Source organism: Streptomyces deserti (genome assembly GCF_054782695.1).
This window is the reverse complement of record NZ_BAAGRZ010000034.1, coordinates 53,442-74,231: the sequence shown is the minus strand read 5'-3', so window position 1 is coordinate 74,231 and position 20,790 is coordinate 53,442. Positions and strand designations below refer to the sequence as shown.

General features: G+C 70.8%; 19 protein-coding genes. 9 read left to right on the top strand and 10 right to left on the bottom strand.

Features of this window, described 5'->3' with window-relative positions:
* Positions 1-93: 93 nt before the first annotated feature.
* Complete coding sequence (locus ACYVMZ_RS34245) at positions 94-1,500, bottom strand: glutamate decarboxylase (RefSeq protein ID WP_461086732.1); 1,407 nt, start codon at positions 1,498-1,500, stop codon at positions 94-96.
* An 88-nt stretch (positions 1,501-1,588) separates the two neighbouring features.
* Between ACYVMZ_RS34245 and ACYVMZ_RS34240 the strand changes: the two genes are divergently transcribed.
* On the top strand, positions 1,589-2,350 hold the full coding sequence (locus tag ACYVMZ_RS34240; RefSeq protein ID WP_461086730.1) for a MerR family transcriptional regulator: 762 nt from the start codon (positions 1,589-1,591) through the stop codon (positions 2,348-2,350).
* A gap of 28 nt (positions 2,351-2,378) precedes the next feature.
* On the opposite strand, the gene ACYVMZ_RS34235 is transcribed toward ACYVMZ_RS34240, so the two are convergent.
* Positions 2,379-2,741: a YbjQ family protein gene (locus ACYVMZ_RS34235; RefSeq protein WP_461086728.1), complete on the bottom strand. Its 363-nt coding sequence runs from the start codon at positions 2,739-2,741 to the stop codon at positions 2,379-2,381.
* A gap of 133 nt (positions 2,742-2,874) precedes the next feature.
* Between ACYVMZ_RS34235 and ACYVMZ_RS34230 the strand changes: the two genes are divergently transcribed.
* Complete coding sequence (locus ACYVMZ_RS34230; protein WP_461086726.1) at positions 2,875-3,735, top strand: DedA family protein; 861 nt, start codon at positions 2,875-2,877, stop codon at positions 3,733-3,735.
* Positions 3,736-3,857: 122 nt separating this feature from the next.
* On the opposite strand, the gene ACYVMZ_RS34225 is transcribed toward ACYVMZ_RS34230, so the two are convergent.
* Positions 3,858-5,582, bottom strand: coding sequence for a threonine/serine exporter family protein (locus tag ACYVMZ_RS34225; RefSeq protein WP_461086724.1), 1,725 nt, complete (start codon positions 5,580-5,582; stop codon positions 3,858-3,860).
* Positions 5,583-5,717: 135 nt separating this feature from the next.
* A complete protein-coding gene (locus tag ACYVMZ_RS34220) occupies positions 5,718-6,209 on the bottom strand; it encodes an inorganic diphosphatase (protein WP_461086722.1) in 492 nt (163 codons plus the stop codon).
* A gap of 124 nt (positions 6,210-6,333) precedes the next feature.
* Between ACYVMZ_RS34220 and dacB the strand changes: the two genes are divergently transcribed.
* The 6 genes from dacB to folE all read left to right on the top strand — a co-directional run bounded on the left by dacB (position 6,334) and on the right by folE (position 14,060).
* Entirely contained in the window at positions 6,334-7,905 is a 1,572-nt protein-coding gene (dacB, locus tag ACYVMZ_RS34215; RefSeq protein ID WP_461086742.1) for a D-alanyl-D-alanine carboxypeptidase/D-alanyl-D-alanine endopeptidase, read from the top strand.
* 119 nt (positions 7,906-8,024) lie between these two features.
* Positions 8,025-9,158: a zinc-dependent metalloprotease gene (locus ACYVMZ_RS34210; protein ID WP_461086720.1), complete on the top strand. Its 1,134-nt coding sequence runs from the start codon at positions 8,025-8,027 to the stop codon at positions 9,156-9,158.
* Positions 9,159-9,349: 191 nt separating this feature from the next.
* On the top strand, positions 9,350-10,447 hold the full coding sequence (gene tilS / locus ACYVMZ_RS34205) for a tRNA lysidine(34) synthetase TilS (protein ID WP_461086718.1): 1,098 nt from the start codon (positions 9,350-9,352) through the stop codon (positions 10,445-10,447).
* A gap of 79 nt (positions 10,448-10,526) precedes the next feature.
* Entirely contained in the window at positions 10,527-11,087 is a 561-nt protein-coding gene (gene hpt / locus ACYVMZ_RS34200; protein WP_365668585.1) for a hypoxanthine phosphoribosyltransferase, read from the top strand.
* A gap of 186 nt (positions 11,088-11,273) precedes the next feature.
* Entirely contained in the window at positions 11,274-13,313 is a 2,040-nt protein-coding gene (gene ftsH, locus ACYVMZ_RS34195) for an ATP-dependent zinc metalloprotease FtsH (protein WP_461086740.1), read from the top strand.
* Positions 13,314-13,454: 141 nt separating this feature from the next.
* Positions 13,455-14,060: a GTP cyclohydrolase I FolE gene (gene folE / locus ACYVMZ_RS34190; protein WP_461086716.1), complete on the top strand. Its 606-nt coding sequence runs from the start codon at positions 13,455-13,457 to the stop codon at positions 14,058-14,060.
* Positions 14,061-14,084: 24 nt separating this feature from the next.
* Here folE and ACYVMZ_RS34185 read toward each other — a convergent pair whose 3' ends face one another.
* The 6 genes from ACYVMZ_RS34185 to ACYVMZ_RS34160 all read right to left on the bottom strand — a co-directional run bounded on the left by ACYVMZ_RS34185 (position 14,085) and on the right by ACYVMZ_RS34160 (position 19,392).
* Complete coding sequence (locus tag ACYVMZ_RS34185) at positions 14,085-14,573, bottom strand: DUF3180 domain-containing protein (protein WP_461086714.1); 489 nt, start codon at positions 14,571-14,573, stop codon at positions 14,085-14,087.
* A gap of 56 nt (positions 14,574-14,629) precedes the next feature.
* Positions 14,630-15,241, bottom strand: a complete 612-nt coding sequence (gene folK, locus ACYVMZ_RS34180; RefSeq protein WP_461086712.1) for a 2-amino-4-hydroxy-6-hydroxymethyldihydropteridine diphosphokinase — start codon at positions 15,239-15,241, stop codon at positions 14,630-14,632.
* Positions 15,238-15,597 carry a dihydroneopterin aldolase gene (gene folB / locus ACYVMZ_RS34175; protein WP_461086710.1) on the bottom strand — a complete coding sequence of 120 codons (360 nt, stop codon included), beginning with the start codon at positions 15,595-15,597 and terminating at the stop codon, positions 15,238-15,240. The genes folK and folB overlap by 4 nt, the downstream gene beginning before the upstream one ends.
* Before the next feature lie 342 nt (positions 15,598-15,939).
* A complete protein-coding gene (locus ACYVMZ_RS34170; protein WP_461086708.1) occupies positions 15,940-16,467 on the bottom strand; it encodes a nuclear transport factor 2 family protein in 528 nt (175 codons plus the stop codon).
* Positions 16,464-17,390, bottom strand: a complete 927-nt coding sequence (folP, locus tag ACYVMZ_RS34165; RefSeq protein WP_461086706.1) for a dihydropteroate synthase — start codon at positions 17,388-17,390, stop codon at positions 16,464-16,466. The genes ACYVMZ_RS34170 and folP overlap by 4 nt, the downstream gene beginning before the upstream one ends.
* 112 nt (positions 17,391-17,502) lie before the next feature.
* Positions 17,503-19,392, bottom strand: a complete 1,890-nt coding sequence (locus tag ACYVMZ_RS34160; protein WP_461086704.1) for a phosphatidylglycerol lysyltransferase domain-containing protein — start codon at positions 19,390-19,392, stop codon at positions 17,503-17,505.
* A 231-nt stretch (positions 19,393-19,623) separates the two neighbouring features.
* Here ACYVMZ_RS34160 and ACYVMZ_RS34155 point away from each other — a divergent pair, with 231 nt between their 5' ends.
* Positions 19,624-20,742: an alpha/beta hydrolase gene (locus tag ACYVMZ_RS34155; protein ID WP_461086702.1), complete on the top strand. Its 1,119-nt coding sequence runs from the start codon at positions 19,624-19,626 to the stop codon at positions 20,740-20,742.
* Positions 20,743-20,790: the final 48 nt, after the last annotated feature.

Here is a 20,790-nt window from a genome sequence, read left to right as displayed (position 1 = left end):
GACCTGCGCGATCTGGCACAACCGCACCATCGGCGCACCCATCACCAGGTCACTGATCGCCTACGACCACTGAGCCACATCGGAACTACTCGTCTAGTGGTGGAAGCCGGTGGCCGCGTCCCTGTCCCCGGTCAGCGGACGCGGCTGCCGGCGCAGCTGAGGCAGCAGCCGGGCCAGGTCCTCCACGAACAGCTCCGCCAGGTCGGCCGAGAAGCCGTTGCGGCACACCACCCGCAGCACGGCGAGGTCCTCCCGGTGCGGCGGGAAGGTGTACGCGGGCACCAGCCAGCCGCTCTCCCGCAGCCGCCGCGAGACGTCGAAGACGTCGTACGCCGTCACGTCCGGCGCGGTCGTGAAGGCGAACACCGGCAACTGGTCGCCCCGGGTCAGCAGCCGGAAGTCACCGAGCGCCTCGACCCGTTCGGCCAGGTCCCGGGCCACGTCCCGCGCGGCCTGCTGCACGGCCCGGAAGCCGTCCCGGCCGAGCCGCAGGAACGTGTAGTACTGCGCCACGACCTGCGCGCCCGGCCGGGAGAAGTTGAGCGCGAAGGTCGGCATGTCCCCGCCCAGGTAGTTCACCCGGAAGACGAGTTCCTCGGGAAGCGCCTCCTGGTCCCGCCACAACGCCCATCCCACCCCCGGGTAGACCAGCCCGTACTTGTGCCCCGAGGTGTTGATGGAGGCGACCCTCGGCAGCCGGAAGTCCCACACCAGGTCCTCGTCGAGGAAGGGCGCGACCATGGCGCCGGACGCCCCGTCGACGTGCACGGGGATGTCCAGACCGGTCCGCTCCTGCAGCGCGTCCAGCGCCGCGCACAGCTCGGCGATCGGCTCGTACGACCCGTCGAAGGTCGAGCCGAGGATCCCGACGACCCCGATGGTGTTCTCGTCGCACAGCTCGGCCGCCGCCTGCGGATCCAGGTGGAACCGGTCGCCCTCCATGGGTACCTGACGGGCCTCCACCTCCCAGAAGGCGCAGAACTTCTCCCAGCACACCTGGACGTTGACGCCCATGACGAGGTTGGGGCGCGCGCCCGGATACCGGTCGGCGTTCCGCCGCGCCCACCGCCGCTTCAGCGCCATCCCGGCGAGCATGCACGCCTCGCTCGACCCGGTCGTCGAACAGCCCACGGCCGCCGCCGGATCCGGCGCGTTCCACAGATCGGCGAGCATCGCCACACACCGCCGCTCCAGCTCGGCCGTGCGCGGATACTCGTCCTTGTCGATCATGTTCTTGTCCCGGCACTCCGCCATCAGCACCCCGGCCTGCGGCTCCATCCAGGTGGTGACGAAGGTGGCCAGATTCAGCCGGGCGTTGCCGTCCAGCATCAGCTCGTCGTGCACGAGCTGGTACGCCGTCGCGGGCGGCAGGGGAGCATCGGGCAGCCGGTGCTTGGGCGGGGCCTCGGTCATGCCGCCGACGGGGTCGGCCTCGCCATAGAAGGGGTTGACGGACAACAAGGGCTTGTCGGACTCTTCGGGACCTTTGTGCAGCGGCATGCCTACGACCGTAGGTCCGGGCAGCCGGGCTTGCACCTCACGTCGCGTAAGGGCTCACCGTGGAGTGCGTAAGAGGAAGGGAGCGGAAGTGAGCTACTCAGTGGGACAGGTCGCGGACTTCGCCGGCGTGACGGTGCGCACTTTGCACCACTACGACGCCATCGGCCTGCTCGTCCCCAGCGAGCGCAGCCACGCGGGCCACCGGCGCTACAGCGACGCCGACCTCGACCGGCTGCAGCAGATCCTGTTCTACCGGGAGCTCGGCTTCCCGCTCGACGAGGTCGCGGCCCTGCTCGACGACCCGGACGCGGACCCGCGCGCACACCTGCGCCGCCAGCACGAACTGCTGACCGCCCGGATCGAGAAGCTGCAGAAGATGGCCGAGGCCGTGGAGCACGCCATGGAGGCACGCAAGATGGGCATCAATCTCACCCCCGAAGAAAAGTTCGAGGTGTTCGGGGACTTCGACCCGGACCAGTACGAGGACGAGGTGCGGGAACGCTGGGGCGACACCGACGCCTACCGGCAGTCCCGGCAGCGGGCCACCTCCTACACCAAGGAGGACTGGCTGCGGATCCAGCGCGAGGCCGACGAGATCACGCGCCGCTTCGTAGCCCTCATGGAGGCCGGCGAGCCCGCGGACTCCGAGGCGGCGATGAAGGCCGCCGAGGAGCACCGTCAGTGGATTTCCCGCAGCCACTACGACTGCGGGTACGACATGCACACCGGCCTGGGCGAGATGTACGTCGCGGACGAGCGGTTCACCCGCACCATCGACAAGGCCAAGCCCGGTCTCGCCGCCTACCAGCGCGAGGCGATCCTCGCCAATGCCGCCCGCCACACCTCGTAGCACCCTGGCCCGGGCTGCCCTGTGAAGGTCACTCCCGGGCCAGGACCACCGCCGTGCCGTACGCGCACACCTCGGTGCCCACGTCCGCCGCGTCCGTCACGTCGAAGCGGAACGCGAGCACCCCGTTGGCGCCACGCGCGCGTGCCTGCTCGACGAGCCGTTCCATGGCCTGGTGGCGGGTCTGCACGAGCGTCTTGGTGAGCCCGCGCAACTCCCCGCCGACCACGGACTTCAGCCCGGCGCCTTTGCTGCCGATGTGCCGGGAGCGCACGGTCAGCCCGAACACCTCCCCGATCACCTTCTCGACCCGGTAGCCGGGGATGTCGTTCGTGGTGACCACCAGCACGTCGGGCTCGGGGCCCTGGCCGCCGCCGTATTCGTCGATGCTCATGCCCCTCAGCTTTCCCCCAGGGGAGCCACAGTGCATCCTGGGTACCCCCATGGAACCTGGGAGCCGGCGGCTGCGTTGATAATTTGGGCAGCCAGCCCCAGCCCGTCCCCCCAGCAGCAGGAGCCACATCCCCGTGACCACGCTTGCGCTCGGCCCCGAGTGGCTCAGCCCGGACTACCTGATCTCGACCTTCAGCCTGCCCGGCATCCTGCTGATCGTCTTCGCCGAGTCCGGCCTCTTCGCGTTCCTGCCCGGCGACTCCCTGCTGTTCACGGCGGGCCTCTTCGTGGCCGAGGGGAACTACATCAGCCAGCCGCTGTGGCTGGTGTGCACGCTGATCGTGATCGCCGCCGTCCTCGGCGACCAAGTCGGCTACATGATCGGCAAGTTCCTCGGCCCGAAGCTCTTCAACCGGCCGAACTCCAAGCTCTTCAAACAGGAGAACCTGGACAAGGCCCACGAGTTCATGGAGAAGTACGGCCCCAAGGCGATCGTCCTGGCCCGCTTCGTCCCGATCGTGCGTACGTTCGCCCCGATCGTGGCGGGCGCCGGCCGCATGAGGTACCGCACGTTCTTCACGTACAACATCATCGGCGGCATCGCCTGGGGCACGGGTGTCACGGTCGCCGGCTACTGGCTCGGCCAGATCGACTTCATCAAGAAGAACGTCGAGGCGATCCTCATCCTGATCGTCTTCCTCTCTGTGGTCCCGATCATCGTCGAGTACCTGCGCGACCGCTCCAAGAAGAAGCGCGCGGCAGCCGAGCCCCCGGCGGTCCAGCACCAGCCCCACCCCCCGCTCATGGACGACGCGACGACCCAGCTCCGCCGCATCACCCCGAACGAGCAGCCGCCCCCGCAGCACCCGCAGCCCCCGTACAGCAACCAGGGCGGCTACGACCAGCAGTACTACGGCCAGTACCCCCAGAACCAGGGCCAGAGCCAGGGCTACGGCCAGCAGGGCGGCCAGTACCCGTACAACGGCGGCTACTGAGCCGGCCCTCAAGGGGCGCGGGGCTGCATCGACATGCGGCTCCGCCGTGCGGGCGCGATCAACCACACACAACCCGCGGCCGCCAACGACCGGAACACGCCGAGCTCGTAGGCACCCCGCGCTCAGAACCCCCGGGTCCGCTTCGCGGCCCTCCGCTTCTCGGCGGACCCGATCCGCAGGAACATCCGAGAGATCTCCGAACCGAGGTTGACCCCGATGGCGATGGCCATCGCCAGCGCCACCGCCTTGGTCAGAGACACCAACCCCGCATCAACCTCGTTCTGCGCGATCGCGAGCAGCCCGAAGTACGTAGCGGAACCCGGCAGCAAAGGCCCGATCGCCGCGGTCGTGTACGGCAGCGCGGAGGCGAACCGGTACCGCGACAGCAACTGCCCGAACAACCCGACCAGTCCCGCCGCGGCCGCCGTGGAGGCCACCGGCGAGATCTCCCCGGCGTAGTGCATCGCCCCGTACACCACCCACGCGACACCCCCGTTGAGCGTCACCCACAACACGGTGGACTTCTCCTGCTGCAACAGCACCGCGAAGGTCAGCGACAGCAGCATCGACGCCCCGATCTGCACGAGCGGATCATCGGAGTTGCCGAGCGCCGCGTCGGGGTTGAGATTGGCGCCCAGCTGCACACCGAAGTACAGCACCACCAGCACACCGGCGACGATGCCGACGAAGAAGTACAGGACCTCCAGCAGACGCGCGGAGGCGGTGATGTAGAAGCCGGTCAGCCCGTCCTGCACGCCCGCCACCAGCGCCCGCCCGGGCAGCAGCGCGAACAGCCCACCGGTGATGACGGCGGACGCCTTCACGTCGACGTGCGCGAGCGTCAGCGCGACCCCGATCGCGGCCGGCGGCATCGCGGCCACCGTGAACTGGTAGAACTCCGGCAGCCCGCGCCCCGCGCACAGCCACGCCAGCCGGTCGCCGAGCATCGCGCCGAGCGCGGCCGCGACGAACACGATCACGTCACCGCCGACGAGCACGGACGCCGCGCCCGCCAACAGCCCGCTCGCCGTGGTCAGCGCCCAGCCGGGATACGGGTGCCGGTTGCGGCGGATCTCCGCGAGCCGCCGGTAGGCCTCCTCCAGGGAGACCGCCGTCTCCGGGTCGCTGAGGTCGTCCACCAACCGGAACACGGCCGCCAGCCGCGTGTAGTCGGTGCCCCGGCGGCGCACCGTACGGGACGCCGTCACCGGGTCGTCGACCAGCGACGGCTGGTACGAGATCGACAGCAGCGTGAACGTGACGTTGGGCTCGCACCGGTCCAGGCCGTACGACCGGCAGACGGCGAACATCGCCGCCTCCACGTCCTCGGCGCCCTCGCCGCCCGCCAGCAGCAGTTCTCCGATACGCAACGTCAGGTCGAGCACGCGCGGAACGGCCGGACCCTCGTCCTCGACCTTCTGCACCCGCTCCGGCGCCGGCCGCTCGGCCACCGGCATGCGCAGCATCGTGCGCATCCGGTCCTGCCAGGGCACGTCCTTGGTGAGGCTGACCACCGGTATCCCGCTCGGCGGGGTGAACGCGGGCGGGGCCTGCCTGGCGCTGTACGTGCTCGGCGGACTGAACGCCGACCCCTCCGGCTCGGCGGCCGGCACCACCGGCACATCGAGCCCGTCCGGCAGGGCGAACTCCGACGTCGCCTCGGACTCCGTACCGGCCCGGGGCACGGCCAGCCCCTCGGGGATCGCGAACTCGGACGTCGTCGACGACTCGTTGTCGACCGGTGCCGCCGCCGGGGCCGCGGCCCCGGCGGCCCCGGCGGGCGGCATGGGCGGGTACACGCTCCTCGCCTCGTCCGACTGCGGCTTGCGGTCCTCCGCGTCCGTCACTGCGTAGCGCTCCCTGTACGACACCGTCCGTAAGCCTGCGTATGCGCACAAGTATGCGCACAGACGGACGAACGGGCCGCACGCGCATGCGTGCGGCCCGTGGACACTACGGGGCCCACAGAGGCCTCAGAGGTGTCAGTGACCGCCCTGCTCCTTGAAGCGCTTGTAGGACCGCTCGATCTCGGCCTCGGCGTCGGTGCGGCCCACCCAGTTGGCGCCCTCGACCGACTTGCCCGGCTCCAGGTCCTTGTAGACCTCGAAGAAGTGCTGGATCTCCAGGCGGTCGAACTCGGCGACGTGGTGGATGTCGCGCAGGTGCTCCATCCGCGGGTCGGCCGCCGGCACGCACAGCACCTTGTCGTCGCCGCCGGCCTCGTCCCGCATGCGGAACATGCCGACGGCGCGGCACTTGACCAGGACGCCGGGGAACGTCGGTTCGTCCAGGATGACCAGCGCGTCCAGCGGGTCGCCGTCCTCACCGAGGGTGCCCTCGATGAAGCCGTAGTCGGCCGGGTAGACCGTCGAGGTGAAGAGGTGCCGGTCCAGGCGAATCCGACCCGTCTCGTGGTCCACCTCGTACTTGTTGCGCGAACCCTTCGGGATCTCGATCGTGACGTCGAACTCCACCGGTGGCTCCTCCATGATCAGCACATAGTTCTGGTGGTTAAGTGTCCCTCACGCAGGTGTGTGATCGCGAAAGGGGCTGGTGGTCGTGCCAGAGCTGAGGCCTTGGCGGTCCGCGAGGCCGCACATGGTGCGGGTCGCGGGCGCCGTACGACCACGTCTGGCACGGGCCGCGGACAGCCTACGACCGCACCTGACCCGCGCCGCGGCGGCCGCGAAACCACCGGTCACGCGGCTCACGCGGGCCGTGAAACCGCAGGTCACCCACCAGGCGATGCGGACCTGGCAGTACACCGCCGGCGCCGCAACCGCCGGGCTGGCGCTGGCCGCCGGGGTGGTGACCGCCGCCGGTCCCTGGGACTCCTCGGGTCAGCGTACGGCCGAGCGGGACCGGGCCACCGCCCAGGAACGCGCGCGTGGCACAGATCACGGCCGTACGCCTGCCGTGCGGCCCACCGCCCCGCAGCCCGCCCCCAGCGCCGCCGCCGTGCTGGCCGGCCTCGGCGGCACCGCCACCGCCGTCCAAGCGGCCCCGGACGGCAAGGCCCTCGCGGACGTCCTGAACCCCCTCCTGAAGGCCCCGGCGCTCGGCACCCGCAACGCCGCCGCCGTGGTCGACGTGGCCACCGGAAAGCGGCTGTACGGCACAGCGACCGGCACCGCGCTCACCCCCGCCTCCACGACGAAGATCGCCACGGCGGTCGCCGCCCTGTCGGCCCTGGGCGCGGACCACCGCCTCACCACCCGCGCCGTCCTCGAACCCGACACCAAGGAGGTCGTCCTGGTCGGCGGCGGCGACCCGACCCTCAGCGCCCGCAAGGACCCCGGCGACTCGGCGAGCCTGCGCGCCCTGGCTGACAGCACGGCCCAGGCCCTGACGAAACGCGGCATCCGCGAGGTCGCCCTCTCGTACGACAAGACCCTCTACGCCGGCTCCGAAAGGCACCCGATCGGGGTCAACGACAACCTCGCCCTCGTCACCGCCCTGATGGCCGACGAGGCCCGCACGAACGACTCCACGAGCGGCCCGGCCCCGCGCGTGCCCGACCCGGCGGCGGACGCCGCACGCACGTTCGGCGACTTCCTCGGGGACCGCGGCATCAAGGTCGAGGCCCCGGGCCCGTCGAAGGCGACCACCCGCGCGGAGACCCTCGCCACGGTCTCCTCACCCCCGCTCTCCGCCCTCGTCGAACGCATGCTGACCAACAGCGACAACGACATCGCCGAGGCCCTCGCCCGCCAGACGGCGATCGCGACGGGCAAGCGGGCCGACTTCGCCGGTGCGGGCCAGGCGATCGGCGCCCAGCTGGCGAAACTGGGCCTGCCCGTGCAGGGCGCCGCCTTCAAGGACGGCAGCGGCCTCGACCGCGCCGACCGCCTGACGGCGGACCTCCTCACCGCCCTGCTCGTGACGGCCGCCGACCCCGACCACCCCGACCTCCGCCCCGTCCTCACCGGCCTCCCCGTCGCCGGCTTCACCGGCACCCTCACCAGCCGCTACACCGACGGAGCGGCCGGCGTCGTCCGCGCCAAGACCGGCACCCTGACGGGCATCAATTCCCTGGCGGGCACGGTCGTCGACCGCAACGGCCGCCTGCTGGCCTTCGCCTTCCTGGCCACGAACACGACCGACGCGAACACGGCCCAGACGACACTGGACAAGGCGGCGACGGCCCTGGCGAGCTGCGGCTGCCGGTAGACCTGGGGCGATGGGGGAGGCGGGCACGGCCCGCGGCGCCGAGCACCTGCCGGCCAGCGCCCACCCCCGCCGACCTCCACGGCCTGCCCCCAACCGCAGCGCTCACGTACGGTTGACACATGACGAGCATCGGTGGCGCTGCCTCATCCGGCATGGTCGACTGGAATCTCGCGGTCGCGACCGCGACCCGGCTCGTACGGCCGGGCCCCGACGTCAGCCGCGAGGAGGCCCGCGCCGTCGTCGCGGAACTGCGCCGGCACGCCAAAGCCGCGGAGGAACACGTCCGGGGCTTCACCGGTCTGGCCACCGAAGAGGGCCACGACACTCCCGTCCTGGTCGTCGACCGCCCCGGCTGGATCCGGGCGAACGTCGCCGGCTTCCGGGAGATCCTCCGGCCGCTGCTGGAGAAGATGCAGGAGCGGCGCGGCAACACCCCCGGCGGCGCGGTCCTCGGCGCCGTCGGCGGCAAGGTCACCGGCGTGGAACTCGGGATGCTGCTGTCCTTCCTCGCTTCCCGCGTCCTCGGCCAGTACGAGACCTTCGCCCCGGCCACCCGCGAGTTCCCGGCCGGGGAGAACGGCGGCGGCCGCCTGCTGCTGGTCGCCCCCAACATCGTGCACGTCGAGCGCGAACTCGACGTCGAGCCCCACGACTTCCGCCTCTGGGTCGCCCTGCACGAGGAGACGCACCGCACCCAGTTCACCGCCGTGCCCTGGCTGCGCGACCACCTGGAGGGCGAAATCCAGTCGTTCCTGGGGGAGACCGACGTCGACCCCATGACCGTCCTGGAACGCATCCGGGAGGCCGCCCAGTCCCTCGCCGGCGGCCGCCCCGAGGGCGAGGAGGACGACGGCGGACGTTCCCTGGTCGAGATCGTGCAGACCCCCGCCCAGCGGGAGATCCTGGGCCGCCTCACCGCCGTGATGTCCCTGCTGGAGGGCCACGCCGACTTCGTGATGGACGGCGTCGGACCGCAGGTCGTGCCGACCGTCGCGGAGATCCGCGAGAAGTTCCAGCAGCGCCGTGCCAAGGGCGCCTCCCGCCTGGACATGGCCCTGCGCAAGCTGCTCGGCCTGGACGCCAAACTCCGGCAGTACCGGGACGGCGAACGCTTCGTCCGGGCCGTCGTCGACGAGGCCGGCATGGACGGCTTCAACCGCGTGTGGACCTCACCCAACACCCTCCCCACCAAGTCGGAGATCGCCAAACCGGCGGACTGGATCGCGCGGGTGCACCGCAAGCCCGAGGCGTGAACACGGTGGGGAAGTCGTGAAACGAATCCGGCCGACGGCAGGCGAACGCCCCTCCAATCACCCGTCCGAGGGACCGTGAGCGAAGGGTAAGCGTGCAATGCTCGGGGAACGGCCCGTTTCTGTCACCATCTACACACTCTGAGTGACAGAGTTCGGGCTCACCCCCGAAAACTTCATGAAGGGCACCGGACATGGGTCCCCATCCTGCGGTCGCGGCGATACGCCTGGCGGTCCGCCGCGTCCTCCACGACATCCTCATCGAACGCAGCAGCGCCACTCACGAGCCCGCGCACGCGACGGCTCACACTTCCGCGCGCCCCACCGCCCGGCGCAGCGGACACAACAGCACGCACCAGACCCCGCACGAGCTGCCGTCCCCGCCGCTCGTGCTCGTGGCATGCTCCGGCGGCGCCGACTCCATGGCGCTCGCCTCCGCCCTCGCCTTCGAAGCGCCCAAGCTCGGCATCCGCGCCGGCGGCGTGACCGTCGACCACGGCCTCCAGCCCGGCTCCGGCCTGCGCGCCGAGGAAGTCGTCCTGCGCCTGCGCGAACTCGGCCTCGACCCGGTCGAGTCCGTCGCCGTCACCGTCGGCCGTGAAGGAGGCCCCGAGGCCGCCGCCCGCGACGCCCGCTACGCCGCCCTCGACACCGTCGCCGAACGCCACGGCGCCGCCGCCGTCCTGCTCGGCCACACCCGCGACGACCAGGCCGAAACCGTCCTGCTCGGCCTCGCCCGCGGCTCCGGCATCCGCTCCCTGTCCGGCATGGCCGCGGTCTCGGGGACCGGCGGCCGCTACCGGCGCCCCTTCCTCCAGCTCGACCGGCAGACCGCCCGCAAGGCCTGCATGGTCCAGTCCCTGCCCGTCTGGGACGACCCCCACAACGCCGACCCGGCCTACACCAGATCCCGCCTGCGCCATGAAGGCCTGCCCGCCCTGGAGAAGGCCCTCGGCAAGGGCGTCGTCGAAGCCCTCGCCCGCACCGCCCAGCTCTCCCGCGACGACGCCGACGCCCTCGACGCGTGGGCCGCCCAGGCCGAGGCCACCGTCCGCGACGCCGCCGGCCTCCTGGAGTGCGCCAAGCTGTACGCCCTGCCGCCCGCCGTACGCCGCCGCATCCTGCGCCGCGCCGCCATCGAGGCGGGCGCCCCGGCCGGTGCGCTGTTCGCCCGCCACATCGAGGAAGTCGACCGGCTGATCACCGGCTGGCGCGGCCAGGGCGCCATCAACCTCCCCGGCAAAGTCGTCGCCCGGCGGCAGGGTGGCAGACTGGTGATTCGGCAAGGCTGAATCGGCGAGCCGAATCGGCAGGGCCGAATCCTTGTCCCACCCCTTCGGGGGTGGGCAGCCGGTGGGACGACCGAAAGTGATGCGGGTGGACGCGAAAGACATGGGTGCCGACCTCAAGCAGGTGCTCATCACCAAGGAAGAGATCGACGCCAAGCTGGCCGAGCTGGCCGCGAAGATCGACGCGGAGTACGAGGGCAAGGACCTGCTCCTCGTCGGCGTCCTCAAGGGCGCGGTGATGGTCATGGCCGACCTCGCCCGGGCGCTGTCCACCCCCGTCACCATGGACTGGATGGCCGTATCCTCGTACGGGGCGGGCACCCAGTCCTCCGGTGTGGTGCGGATCCTCAAGGACCTCGACACCGACATCAAGGGCAAGCACGTCCTCATCGTCGAGGACATCATCGACTCCGGCCTGACCCTGTCCTGGCTGATCTCCAACCTCGGCTCGCGCGAGCCCGCATCCCTCAAGGTGTGCACGCTGCTGCGCAAGCCCGAGGCCGCAAAGGTCGCCATCGACGTGGAATGGGTCGGCTTCGACATCCCCAACGAGTTCGTCGTCGGCTACGGCCTCGACTACGCCGAGAAGTACCGCAACCTCCCGTTCGTCGGTACTCTCGCGCCCCACGTCTACGGCGGCTGAACCCCGGCCGGGGCGTCGTACCGGTGATCGGGAACCCCAGCGGGTCTTGCGCCGTTGGAGCATGCGTAGGCGGGATCGCCAGCCGTCCCATGCGGCTTCAGGTGACAATGCTGGGGTACCGTCCGAAGAACAGCCTTTATCAAACTCACTATGGCAGGAGGGACGGGGCGGCACCGCTCCGTATGGATGGACGTGAAGCGATACTTCCGTGGGCCGGTCATGTGGATCGTGCTGGCCGTCCTTGCCGTGGTCGTGTTGATGCAGGTCGTCGGCTCGTCCGGCGGCTACAAGACGGTGGACACGGGCCAGGTCGTCCAGGCGATCAACCAGAACAGGGTCGAGTCGGCCAAGCTGACCACCGGCGACGAGCAGACCATCAAGGTCCAGCTCAAGGACGGTGAAAAGGTCGAAGGCAGCTCGAAGATCCAGGCGAGCTACATCGGCAACCAGGGCGAGGACATCGCCAGCACCCTGCAGAACAAGTTCCAGAGCGAGCAGATCCCGGACGGCTACACGGTTTCGCCGTCCAAGCAGAACCCGTTCGTCGGCATTCTGCTGTCCCTGCTGCCCTTCGTCCTCATCGTGGTCGTCTTCCTGTTCCTGATGAACCAGATGCAGGGCGGCGGCTCCCGCGTCATGAACTTCGGGAAGTCCAAGGCGAAGCTCATCACCAAGGACACCCCGAAGACGACGTTCTCGGACGTCGCGGGCTCGGACGAGGCCGTCGAGGAACTCCAGGAGATCAAGGAGTTCCTCCAGGAACCGGCGAAGTTCCAGGCCGTCGGCGCCAAGATCCCCAAGGGCGTGCTGCTCTACGGGCCTCCCGGCACCGGTAAGACCCTGCTCGCGCGTGCCGTCGCGGGCGAGGCGGGCGTCCCGTTCTACTCGATCTCCGGTTCCGACTTCGTCGAGATGTTCGTCGGTGTCGGTGCCTCCCGAGTCCGTGACCTGTTCGAGCAGGCCAAGGCGAACGCCCCGGCGATCGTCTTCGTCGACGAGATCGACGCGGTCGGCCGCCACCGCGGCGCCGGCCTCGGCGGCGGTCACGACGAGCGCGAGCAGACCCTGAACCAGCTGCTCGTCGAGATGGACGGCTTCGACGTCAAGGGCGGCGTGATCCTCATCGCCGCGACGAACCGCCCCGACATCCTCGACCCGGCCCTCCTGCGGCCCGGCCGCTTCGACCGCCAGATCGCGGTCGACCGCCCGGACATGCAGGGCCGTCTGGAGATCCTCAAGGTCCACCAGAAGGGCAAGCCGGTCGCCCCCGACGTCGACCTGTCGGCGGTCGCCCGCCGCACACCCGGCATGACCGGTGCCGATCTGGCCAACGTGCTGAACGAGGCCGCGCTGCTCACGGCCCGCAGCGACAAGAAGCTGATCGACAACCACATGCTGGACGAGGCGATCGACCGTGTGGTCGCGGGCCCGCAGAAGCGGACTCGGATCATGTCGGACAAGGAGAAGAAGATCACCGCGTACCACGAGGGCGGTCACGCCCTGGTCGCGGCGGCCTCGCCGAACTCCGACCCCGTCCACAAGATCACGATCCTGTCGAGAGGCCGTGCCCTCGGCTACACGATGGTGCTCCCGGACGAGGACAAGTACTCGACCACGCGCAACGAGATGCTGGACCAGCTGGCCTACATGCTCGGTGGCCGCGCGGCCGAGGAGCTCGTCTTCCACGACCCGACGACGGGTGCCGCCAACGACATCGAGAAGGCCACCAACCTGGCCCGCGCGATGGTCACGCAGTACGGCATGACCGAGCGCCTCGGTGCGATCAAGTTCGGCGGCGACAACACCGAGCCGTTCCTCGGACGTGAGATGGCTCACCAGCGCGACTACTCGGAAGAGGTCGCGGCCCTCGTCGACGAAGAGGTCAAGAAGCTCATCGAGACCGCGCACAACGAGGCCTGGGAGATCCTGGTCGAGAACCGCGACGTCCTCGACAACCTCGTCCTCGCTCTCCTCGAGAAGGAGACGCTGGGCAAGGAGGAGATCGCCGAGATCTTCGCCCCGGTCGTCAAACGCCCGCCGCGGCCCGCCTGGACCGGTTCCTCCCGCCGTACGCCGTCCACCCGCCCGCCGGTGCTCTCCCCCAAGGAGCTCGCACTGACGAACGGGGCCAACGGCGCGACGCCGGCGATCACCACCGCGAAGAGCACCGCCACGGAGCCCTCCGCGACGCCGGAGCGAGCCCCGGAGGACCGCCCCGAGAGCTGACCACCGCTCTCCGGACGGCCCCACCGGGCCCGGAATGGATGCCGCGCCCCCCTGGTTCTAGCCTGGGGGGCGCGGCACTTTTGTGTATCCGCAGATGAGGCGCGTGTCCCCACGCGTGAAGGCACAGGAACGAGGCACCACATGACCGACCCCGTGACGCTGGACGGCGAGGGCCAGATCGGCGAGTTCGACGAGAAGCGGGCCGAGAACGCCGTTCGCGAACTGCTGATCGCGGTCGGCGAGGACCCCGACCGGGAGGGCCTCCGGGAGACGCCGGCGCGGGTGGCGCGGGCGTACAAGGAGATATTCGCGGGGCTGTGGCAGAAGCCCGAGGACGTGCTGACGACGACGTTCGACATCGGGCACGACGAGATGGTGCTGGTGAAGGACATCGAGGTGTACAGCACCTGTGAGCATCATCTGGTGCCGTTTCGTGGGGTGGCGCACGTCGGCTACATCCCGTCCACCAGCGGCAAGATCACCGGGCTGTCCAAGTTGGCCCGGCTCGTGGACGTCTATGCGCGCCGCCCGCAGGTGCAGGAACGACTCACCACGCAGATCGCGGACTCGCTGATGGAGATCCTGGAGCCGCGCGGGGTGATCGTCGTCATCGAGTGCGAGCACATGTGCATGTCGATGCGCGGCATCCGCAAGCCCGGCGCGAAGACCCTCACCTCGGCCGTGCGCGGTCAGTTGCGGGACGCGGCGACGCGCAATGAGGCGATGAGCCTCATCATGGCCCGCTGACGCCGTCCGGTGCCGCGGAGAGCCTCACGCCGCCGGCGCCGCCCCCGCCCCGCCCTGTTCGTCGTCCTCCGGGAGCTTGCAGACGCGCTCCAGGAAGAAGGCCGCCGCTATGACGGCGATGCCGGCCAGGACCGAGAAGCCGGCGTAGATGGCCTGGTCGCGGCGGGCCGGGATGTCGAGGGATTCCAGCAGGAAGACGCCCGCGCCGCCGTACATGCCGGTGACGAGGGCGGCTACCAGGGCGCTGGCCTGGCCGAAAACGACCGCTCGGGCCGCCATCAGGGGGTCGACGCCCTTGGCCTCGGGGCGGCGCTCGCGCTGGGCCTTGAGGCGGGCGCGGATGGACAGCGCCGTGGCCATGAGGACCACGGCGATCAGAGCCAGGACGATGGGGGCGGCCAGGGGGACGCTCGGCAGGGTCCCGATCGAGTTCCAGAGGCGGGCGCCCGCCCAGGACAGCACCCCGGCGACGACGAAGACGCCGGCCAGCACCCTGATGCGCAGCTCTCTCACGGTGTCCTTTCGGTTCCCCCGGGGCCCACGGAATGTGGTCGTCTTGACCTTAACGGCTATTCGGGCAGCCGGAGTTCCAGGTCGGTGCGGCGGGCGACGCCGTGGCGGGTGACCGCGCCGAGCAGATCGGCGACCGGGCCGCGGCCGGGGAGCTGGGCCTCGGGGTCCACGTCGTGCCAGGGCGCGAGGACGAAGGCGCGTTCGTGGGCGCGCGGGTGAGGGAGCGTGAGGTGCGGGTCGTCGGAGACGACGTCGGCATAGGCGACGATGTCGACGTCGAGGGTGCGCGGGCCCCAGCGTTCGTCCCGGACGCGGTGGAAGGCCTCCTCGACGGCGTGCGCGCGCTCCAGGAGGGAGGACGGGGGGAGGGTGGTCTTGAGGACCACGACCGCGTTGAAGTAGGACGGCTGCGTGCCGGGCTCCACGCCCCAGGGTTCGGTCTCGTAGACGGGGGAGACCGCCTTGACGCGGACGCCGGGGGTGTCCTCGAGGGCGTCGATGGCGCCCTGGAGGGTGTCCAGACGGTTGCCGAGGTTGGCGCCGATGGAGATCACGGCCCGCTGCGGGTTGTGCAGAGTGGTGTCGGCGGCGTCGACCTTCTCGACGACGGAGGCGGGTACGGGCTGTACGGTCGGGTCGCTGTGACCCTTGGTGAACGGCGCGGTCATACTCGGCTCCGGGTGATGGTGACGGTCACGTCGTCGAAGGGGACCGTGATCGGCGCGTCCGGTTTGTGGACGCAGACCTCGACCTCCTGGACCCCGTCGTGCTTCAGGCAGGCCTGGGCGATGCGCTCGGCGAGCGTCTCGATGAGGTTGACGGGCTCGCCCTCGACGACGGCCACGACCTCCTCCGCCACGATGCCGTAGTGCACGGTCTTCGCCAGGTCGTCGTCGGCGGCGGCCGGCCGGGCGTCCAGTCCCAGGACGAGGTCCACGATGAAGGTCTGACCCTCCTCGCGCTCCTTGGGGAACACTCCGTGGTGCCCGCGGGCCTTCAGGCCGCGCAGCGCGACACGATCCACGCGAATCACTCCTGCAATCGTCGGTCACGGCCGGTCCGTGCCGTATGCGGGCGGCATACCGGCCTCAGTCGAATCTACCTGCGGGCACGGACAGGGCCGGGCCATGGGGGCGTGGGCCCGGGCCGGGGCCAGGAGGATTCATCGTGCGTTTCCCCTGAGGAACCCGGCGGCTCACGGGCTGGTAGCCGCCCCTACCCGTGCGTTCGTGATTCCAACCACTTCCTGGTGCCCGCGAGGCAACCCCGCCCCGGCCCGTCCTCGTCCGTCCTCGCCCGTCCTGACCTTCCTGACCCTTCCTCGACCGTCCCGGCCTGTCCCGGTTCCCGTACAGCGCCTACCCACTCAGGCGGGTGAGTCGCCGTCCGTGTTCTCGATGTGCTCGCCGTTCTCGCCGTTCTCGTCGTTTTCGGCCAGAACGGGGGAGGCATGGTGCGACCAGAGCTTCCAGCCGTCGGGTGTGCGCCGGAACACGTTGGTGGCGACCACGAGCTGGCCGACGAGCGGGCCCAGCTCGCCGCCCTCGGGGGCGGGGCCGCCGCTGAGGATGTTCTCGGTGCAGGTCACCAGGGCGGTGTCGCCGGTGACCGAGACATGCACGTCGGTGAGGAAGAACTGGATGTAGTCGGTGTTCGCCATGATCAGGGCGTACGACCTGAGGACCTCGCCGCGACCGGTGAGAACCGGCCAGCCCGGGTGCACGCAGGAGACCACGCCGGCGTCCGCGGGGTCGTGGTAGGACTCGTCGATGCCCAGGTCGGCGGGGGTGAGCCAGAGGGACGCCAGCTCCTCGAAGTCGCCTCGTTCCATCGCCTCGTAGAAGGCGGTGTTGGCGGCCTCGACCTGCTCGACGTCGGTGTGGGGGGCGCTCACCGGGCTCCTTCTGTGCTGTTCCCTGCTGCTGTGCCGTTCCCTGCTGCTGCGCCGTGGCCCGCTTCGCGTGCCTCCCGCAGGGCGCGCGCGACCCGTACCGCGTCCGCCGTCGCGCGTACCTCGTGGACGCGTACGGCCCAGGCGCCGGCGTGCGCCGCGAGGGCGGAGACGGCGGCGGTGGCCGCGTCGCGCTCGCGGGCCGGCGGGGGCGCACCGTCCGGGCCGGCGAGGACGCGGCCGAGGAACCGCTTGCGGGAGGCGGCGACGAGCACCGGGTGGCCGAGGCCGAGGACGCGGTCGAGGCGGGCGAGGAGCGCGAGGTCGTGCTCGGCGTCCTTGGAGAAGCCGAGGCCGGGGTCGACGATGATCCGGTCGGGCGCGATGCCGCCGTCCAGGACGGCCGCCACGCGCGCGTGCAGCTCGTCGACGACTTCCGTGACGACGTCGTCGTAGACGCCCTTGACGTTGCCGCCCTGGAGGAAGCCGCGCCAGTGCATGACGACGAAGGGGGCGCCCGCCTGCGCCACCACCGGGACCATCGCGGGATCGGCGAGGCCGCCGCTGACGTCGTTGACGAGGGCGGCGCCGGCCGCGAGGGCCTGCTCGGCGACCGAGGCGCGCATGGTGTCGACGGAGACGGTGACGCCCTCGGAGGCCAGGCCGCGGACGACGGGGATGACACGCCTGAGTTCCTCGGCCTCGTCGACGCGGGTGGCGCCGGGGCGGGTGGACTCGCCGCCGACGTCGACCAGGTCCGCGCCCTCGCTGACGAGGGCCAGGCCGTGTTTGACGGCGGCCGTCGTGTCGAACCAGCGGCCGCCGTCGGAGAAGGAGTCGGGGGTCACGTTGACGACTCCCATGACCGCGCAGCGGTCCCATTCCGGAAGGCCTGCCACGCGCCCGCGTCCGCTCTGGTTGCTCATATGTTCAGCGTAGGCCCGGGGGCGGGCGCAGGACGCGGGGGCCCGAGCGGAAGCCCCGGGGCGGGGGGCTCGGCTTCCGCTCGGGCCGGTCAGGGGTGTCTCGCAGTGGTCGTCACGCCGCGCGGACGTTGCGCTCGGCCGTCGCCTGGTGGGCGCACGGACGCTTCGTGCCGGTGCGCCGGTGGCGCAGGAAACGCGGCAGCGGCAGGGCGAGGTTGACGAAACCTTCCGCCTGCATGGCGGCGAAGCCGATGCGCGGCAGGTCGGCGGAGGCTCGGTAGACGACGAAGCGGGGCTCCCAGCGGGGCTGGAACTTGGCGTTGAACTTGTACAGGGACTCGATCTGGAACCAGCGGGAGAGGAACACCAGCAGCCCGCGCCAGGCGCGCAGCACCGGGCCCGCGCCGATCTTCTCGCCGCGCGCCAGGGCCGAGCGGAACATGGCGAAGTTCAGCGAGACCCGCTCGATGCCGAGCCGCGGGGCCGCTTGGAGGGCGGCCACGATCAGCAGCTCGTTCATGCCGGGGTCGGCCGAGCGGTCGCGGCGCATCAGGTCGAGGGAGGCGCCGTCCGTGCCCCACGGCACGAAGTGGAGGATCGCCTTGAGGTCGCCGTACGGGCCGGGCCGGTCGTCCGCCTTGTGGGCGGTGGCGATCAGGCAGTCGCCGTCGGCGGGGTCGCCTATGCGGCCCAGCGCCATGGAGAAGCCGCGTTCGGTGTCGGTGCCGCGCCAGTCGTCGGCGGCGCGGCGGATGCGGTCCAGCTCGGCCTCGCCGAGGTCACGGACACGTCGTACCCGAGTTTCGTAACCGGCGCGCTCGATGCGCTTGACCATCTGGCGCACATTGCGCATCGCGCGGCCGGCGAGTGAGAAATCCTTGACGTCCACCACCGCCTCGTCGCCCAGTTCGAGGGCGTCGAGCCCGGTCTCGCGGGTCCACACCTCGCCGCCGGTCTCGGAGCAGCCCATGACGGCGGGGGTCCAGGAGTGGGCCTTGGCCTCGTCCATGAAGCGTTCGATGGCGCCCGGCCAGGCCTCGACGTCACCGATGGGGTCGCCGCTGGCGAGCATCACGCCGGAGACGACGCGGTAGGTCACGGCCGCCTTGCCGCTGGGGGAGAAGACGACGGCCTTGTCGCGGCGCAGCGCGAAGTGGCCGAGGGAGTCGCGGGCGCCGTGCTTGTCCAGCAGGGCGCGCAGGCGTTCCTCGTCCTCAGGGGTGAGGTGGGCGGCCGGGTGTTCGGGGCGGAAGGCCAGGTAGATGGTGGTGACGGCGGTGAGCAGGCCGAGGGCGCCGAGGGAGAAGGCGACCGTCCAGGAGGTGTTGCCCTGGTAGTCGACCGGGCCCTCGAAGCCGAACAGGCCGTAGACGACGTGGGTGAGGCGGTCGGCCAGGCTGGGGTCGCCGACCATGCGGTCGGTGTGGACGCTGACGATGACCAGGCCCAGGGCGAGCGAACCGGCGCCCATGAGGACGAAGTTGGCGAGCGCACGCCAGCGGCTGCGCGGGTCGGGCAGCGCCCTGAACTGGTCGCGGTGGCGCAGCAGGGGCGCGAGCAGCGCGAGCGAGACCAGTACGCCCACGATCGAGTGCCGGTACGTGAACTGCGCCACGGCACCGGCCGGCAGCAGCGCCACGGCGGCCCGCCACGCCCGGCGCTTGCCGCGCTTGAGGCCGTGGGCGAGCAGTAGCAACAGCACACCGGCGCTCAGCGACAGCGCGGCCGCGAACGGGCCGAGCGCGCCGGGCAGCACCTCGGCGATGGCGTGCATCCGGCTGTGCCGGAAGCGCGGGAAGACGCCCGCGGCGATGTCGACGAGGCCCACGAGGGCACAGGCTCTGCCGACGAGGAGGGGGACGGCCTCGGGGCGGGGCCCACGGAACACGCGGCGCACACGGCTCGTCGGGCGCGTACCGCTGGCACCGCTGGCACCGCTCGTACCGCTGGTACGGCTGGTACCGCTCGTACGGTTCGTACGACCCGGAACCTCGCCCGACATTTCCTCATCTGTCCTGACAGACATCGCACCCTGCAGTTCTGCGAGAGACCTTGGATCCGGTGCCGATTCGGGCATCCGGCGACATTGCGCCCTCTAGGACGGTGTCTCGGGGGGAGAGGTTCACTCCCCTCGTCAAAGCCGTTTCAAAGGTCATGGAAAGCTCCGGGCAAGCCCCCGCGAAGGGGTGGGGGAGACCGCGCCCGGGCTCAGAGCGCAGGCAGGTAACCAGGCATGGGTCTCACGAGCAACAAGGCGCTCGCGCTGGCGGTGCTGTCCGCCGTGCTGCTGTTCGTCGGCACGGTGTGGCTGTGGCCACGACTGGCCCGGCGCGGCTGGCGGGCCGTCGGCGGGCGGATCGGCCTGCTGCTCGCCACCCAGCTGGCCATCTTCGCCGCGGTGGGCCTGGCCGCCAACCAGGCCTTCGGGTTCTACGCCAGCTGGGCCGACCTGTTCGGGCAGGAGAAGGACCAGGGGGTGGTCGTCGACCACACGCCGAGCGGCGGGCCGCTGCGGGTGGCCGACACCCGCCGGGTGCCGGGGGCGGGCAGCGGCCGGCCCCAGACGGGCGGCCAGATCCAGGAGGTGGGCATCGTGGGCCGTACGACCCGTATCGCAACGCCCGCGTACGTGTACCTGCCGCCGGAGTACTTCCAGCCGAAGTACCGCACACGCACGTTCCCCGTGGCCGTCGTCCTCACCGGCTACCCGGGCACCGCGTCGGCGCTGGTGGAGAAGCTGCATTACCCGCGTACGGCCCTGGAACTGGCCCGGGACGGCCGGATGCGGCCGATGATCCTGGTGATGCTGCGGCCCACGGTCGCGCCGCCCCGGGACACGGAGTGCGTGGACATCCCGGGCGGGCCGCAGACCGAGTCGTTCTTCGCCAAGGACCTCCCAGACGCCGTACGCGCGCACTACAGGGTGGCCGAGGAGCCGGGCGGCTGGGGCATCATCGGCAACTCCACGGGCGGCTACTGCGCGCTGAAGCTCGCCCTGCACCATCCCGACGTGTACGCCGCCGGAGCGGGTCTGTCCCCGTACTACAAGGCGCCGATCGACCCCACCACGGGCGATCTCTTCCACGGCGACAAGGAACGGGAGAACCGCGCGAACCTGTTCTGGTACCTCAAGCACATGCCCGCCCCCGACACTTCACTGCTCGTCAGCAGCAGCAGGGTCGGCGAGTCCAACTACAAGGACACCCTGAAGTTCATCGAGCGCGTGAAGGCCACCGGGCTGACCCGGATCTCGTCGATCATCCTGGAAAGCGGCGGGCACAACTTCAACACCTGGCGGCGGGAGATTCCGGGGACGCTGCAGTGGATCAGCGGGCGGCTGGGCGGCCACTGAAAACGATCTTGCGGAATTCGGGGTTCCATGTGCTTCCCTGCGCTCCCT

Excerpts from the sequence above, each read along its gene's own strand:
- folE (WP_461086716.1), top strand. The coding sequence starts at position 13,455 with ATGACCGACCCCGTGACGCTGGACGGCGAGGGCCAGATCGGCGAGTTC.
- dacB (WP_461086742.1), top strand. The coding sequence starts at position 6,334 with ATGGTGCGGGTCGCGGGCGCCGTACGACCACGTCTGGCACGGGCCGCG.
- tilS (WP_461086718.1), top strand. The coding sequence starts at position 9,350 with ATGGGTCCCCATCCTGCGGTCGCGGCGATACGCCTGGCGGTCCGCCGC.
- folK (WP_461086712.1), bottom strand. The coding sequence starts at position 15,241 with ATGACCGCGCCGTTCACCAAGGGTCACAGCGACCCGACCGTACAGCCC.
- ACYVMZ_RS34245 (WP_461086732.1), bottom strand. The coding sequence starts at position 1,500 with ATGCCGCTGCACAAAGGTCCCGAAGAGTCCGACAAGCCCTTGTTGTCC.
- ACYVMZ_RS34155 (WP_461086702.1), top strand. The coding sequence starts at position 19,624 with ATGGGTCTCACGAGCAACAAGGCGCTCGCGCTGGCGGTGCTGTCCGCC.
- ACYVMZ_RS34210 (WP_461086720.1), top strand. The coding sequence starts at position 8,025 with ATGACGAGCATCGGTGGCGCTGCCTCATCCGGCATGGTCGACTGGAAT.
- ACYVMZ_RS34235 (WP_461086728.1), bottom strand. The coding sequence starts at position 2,741 with ATGAGCATCGACGAATACGGCGGCGGCCAGGGCCCCGAGCCCGACGTG.
- ftsH (WP_461086740.1), top strand. The coding sequence starts at position 11,274 with ATGGACGTGAAGCGATACTTCCGTGGGCCGGTCATGTGGATCGTGCTG.
- folP (WP_461086706.1), bottom strand. The coding sequence starts at position 17,390 with ATGAGCAACCAGAGCGGACGCGGGCGCGTGGCAGGCCTTCCGGAATGG.
- hpt (WP_365668585.1), top strand. The coding sequence starts at position 10,527 with ATGCGGGTGGACGCGAAAGACATGGGTGCCGACCTCAAGCAGGTGCTC.
- ACYVMZ_RS34160 (WP_461086704.1), bottom strand. The coding sequence starts at position 19,392 with ATGTCGGGCGAGGTTCCGGGTCGTACGAACCGTACGAGCGGTACCAGC.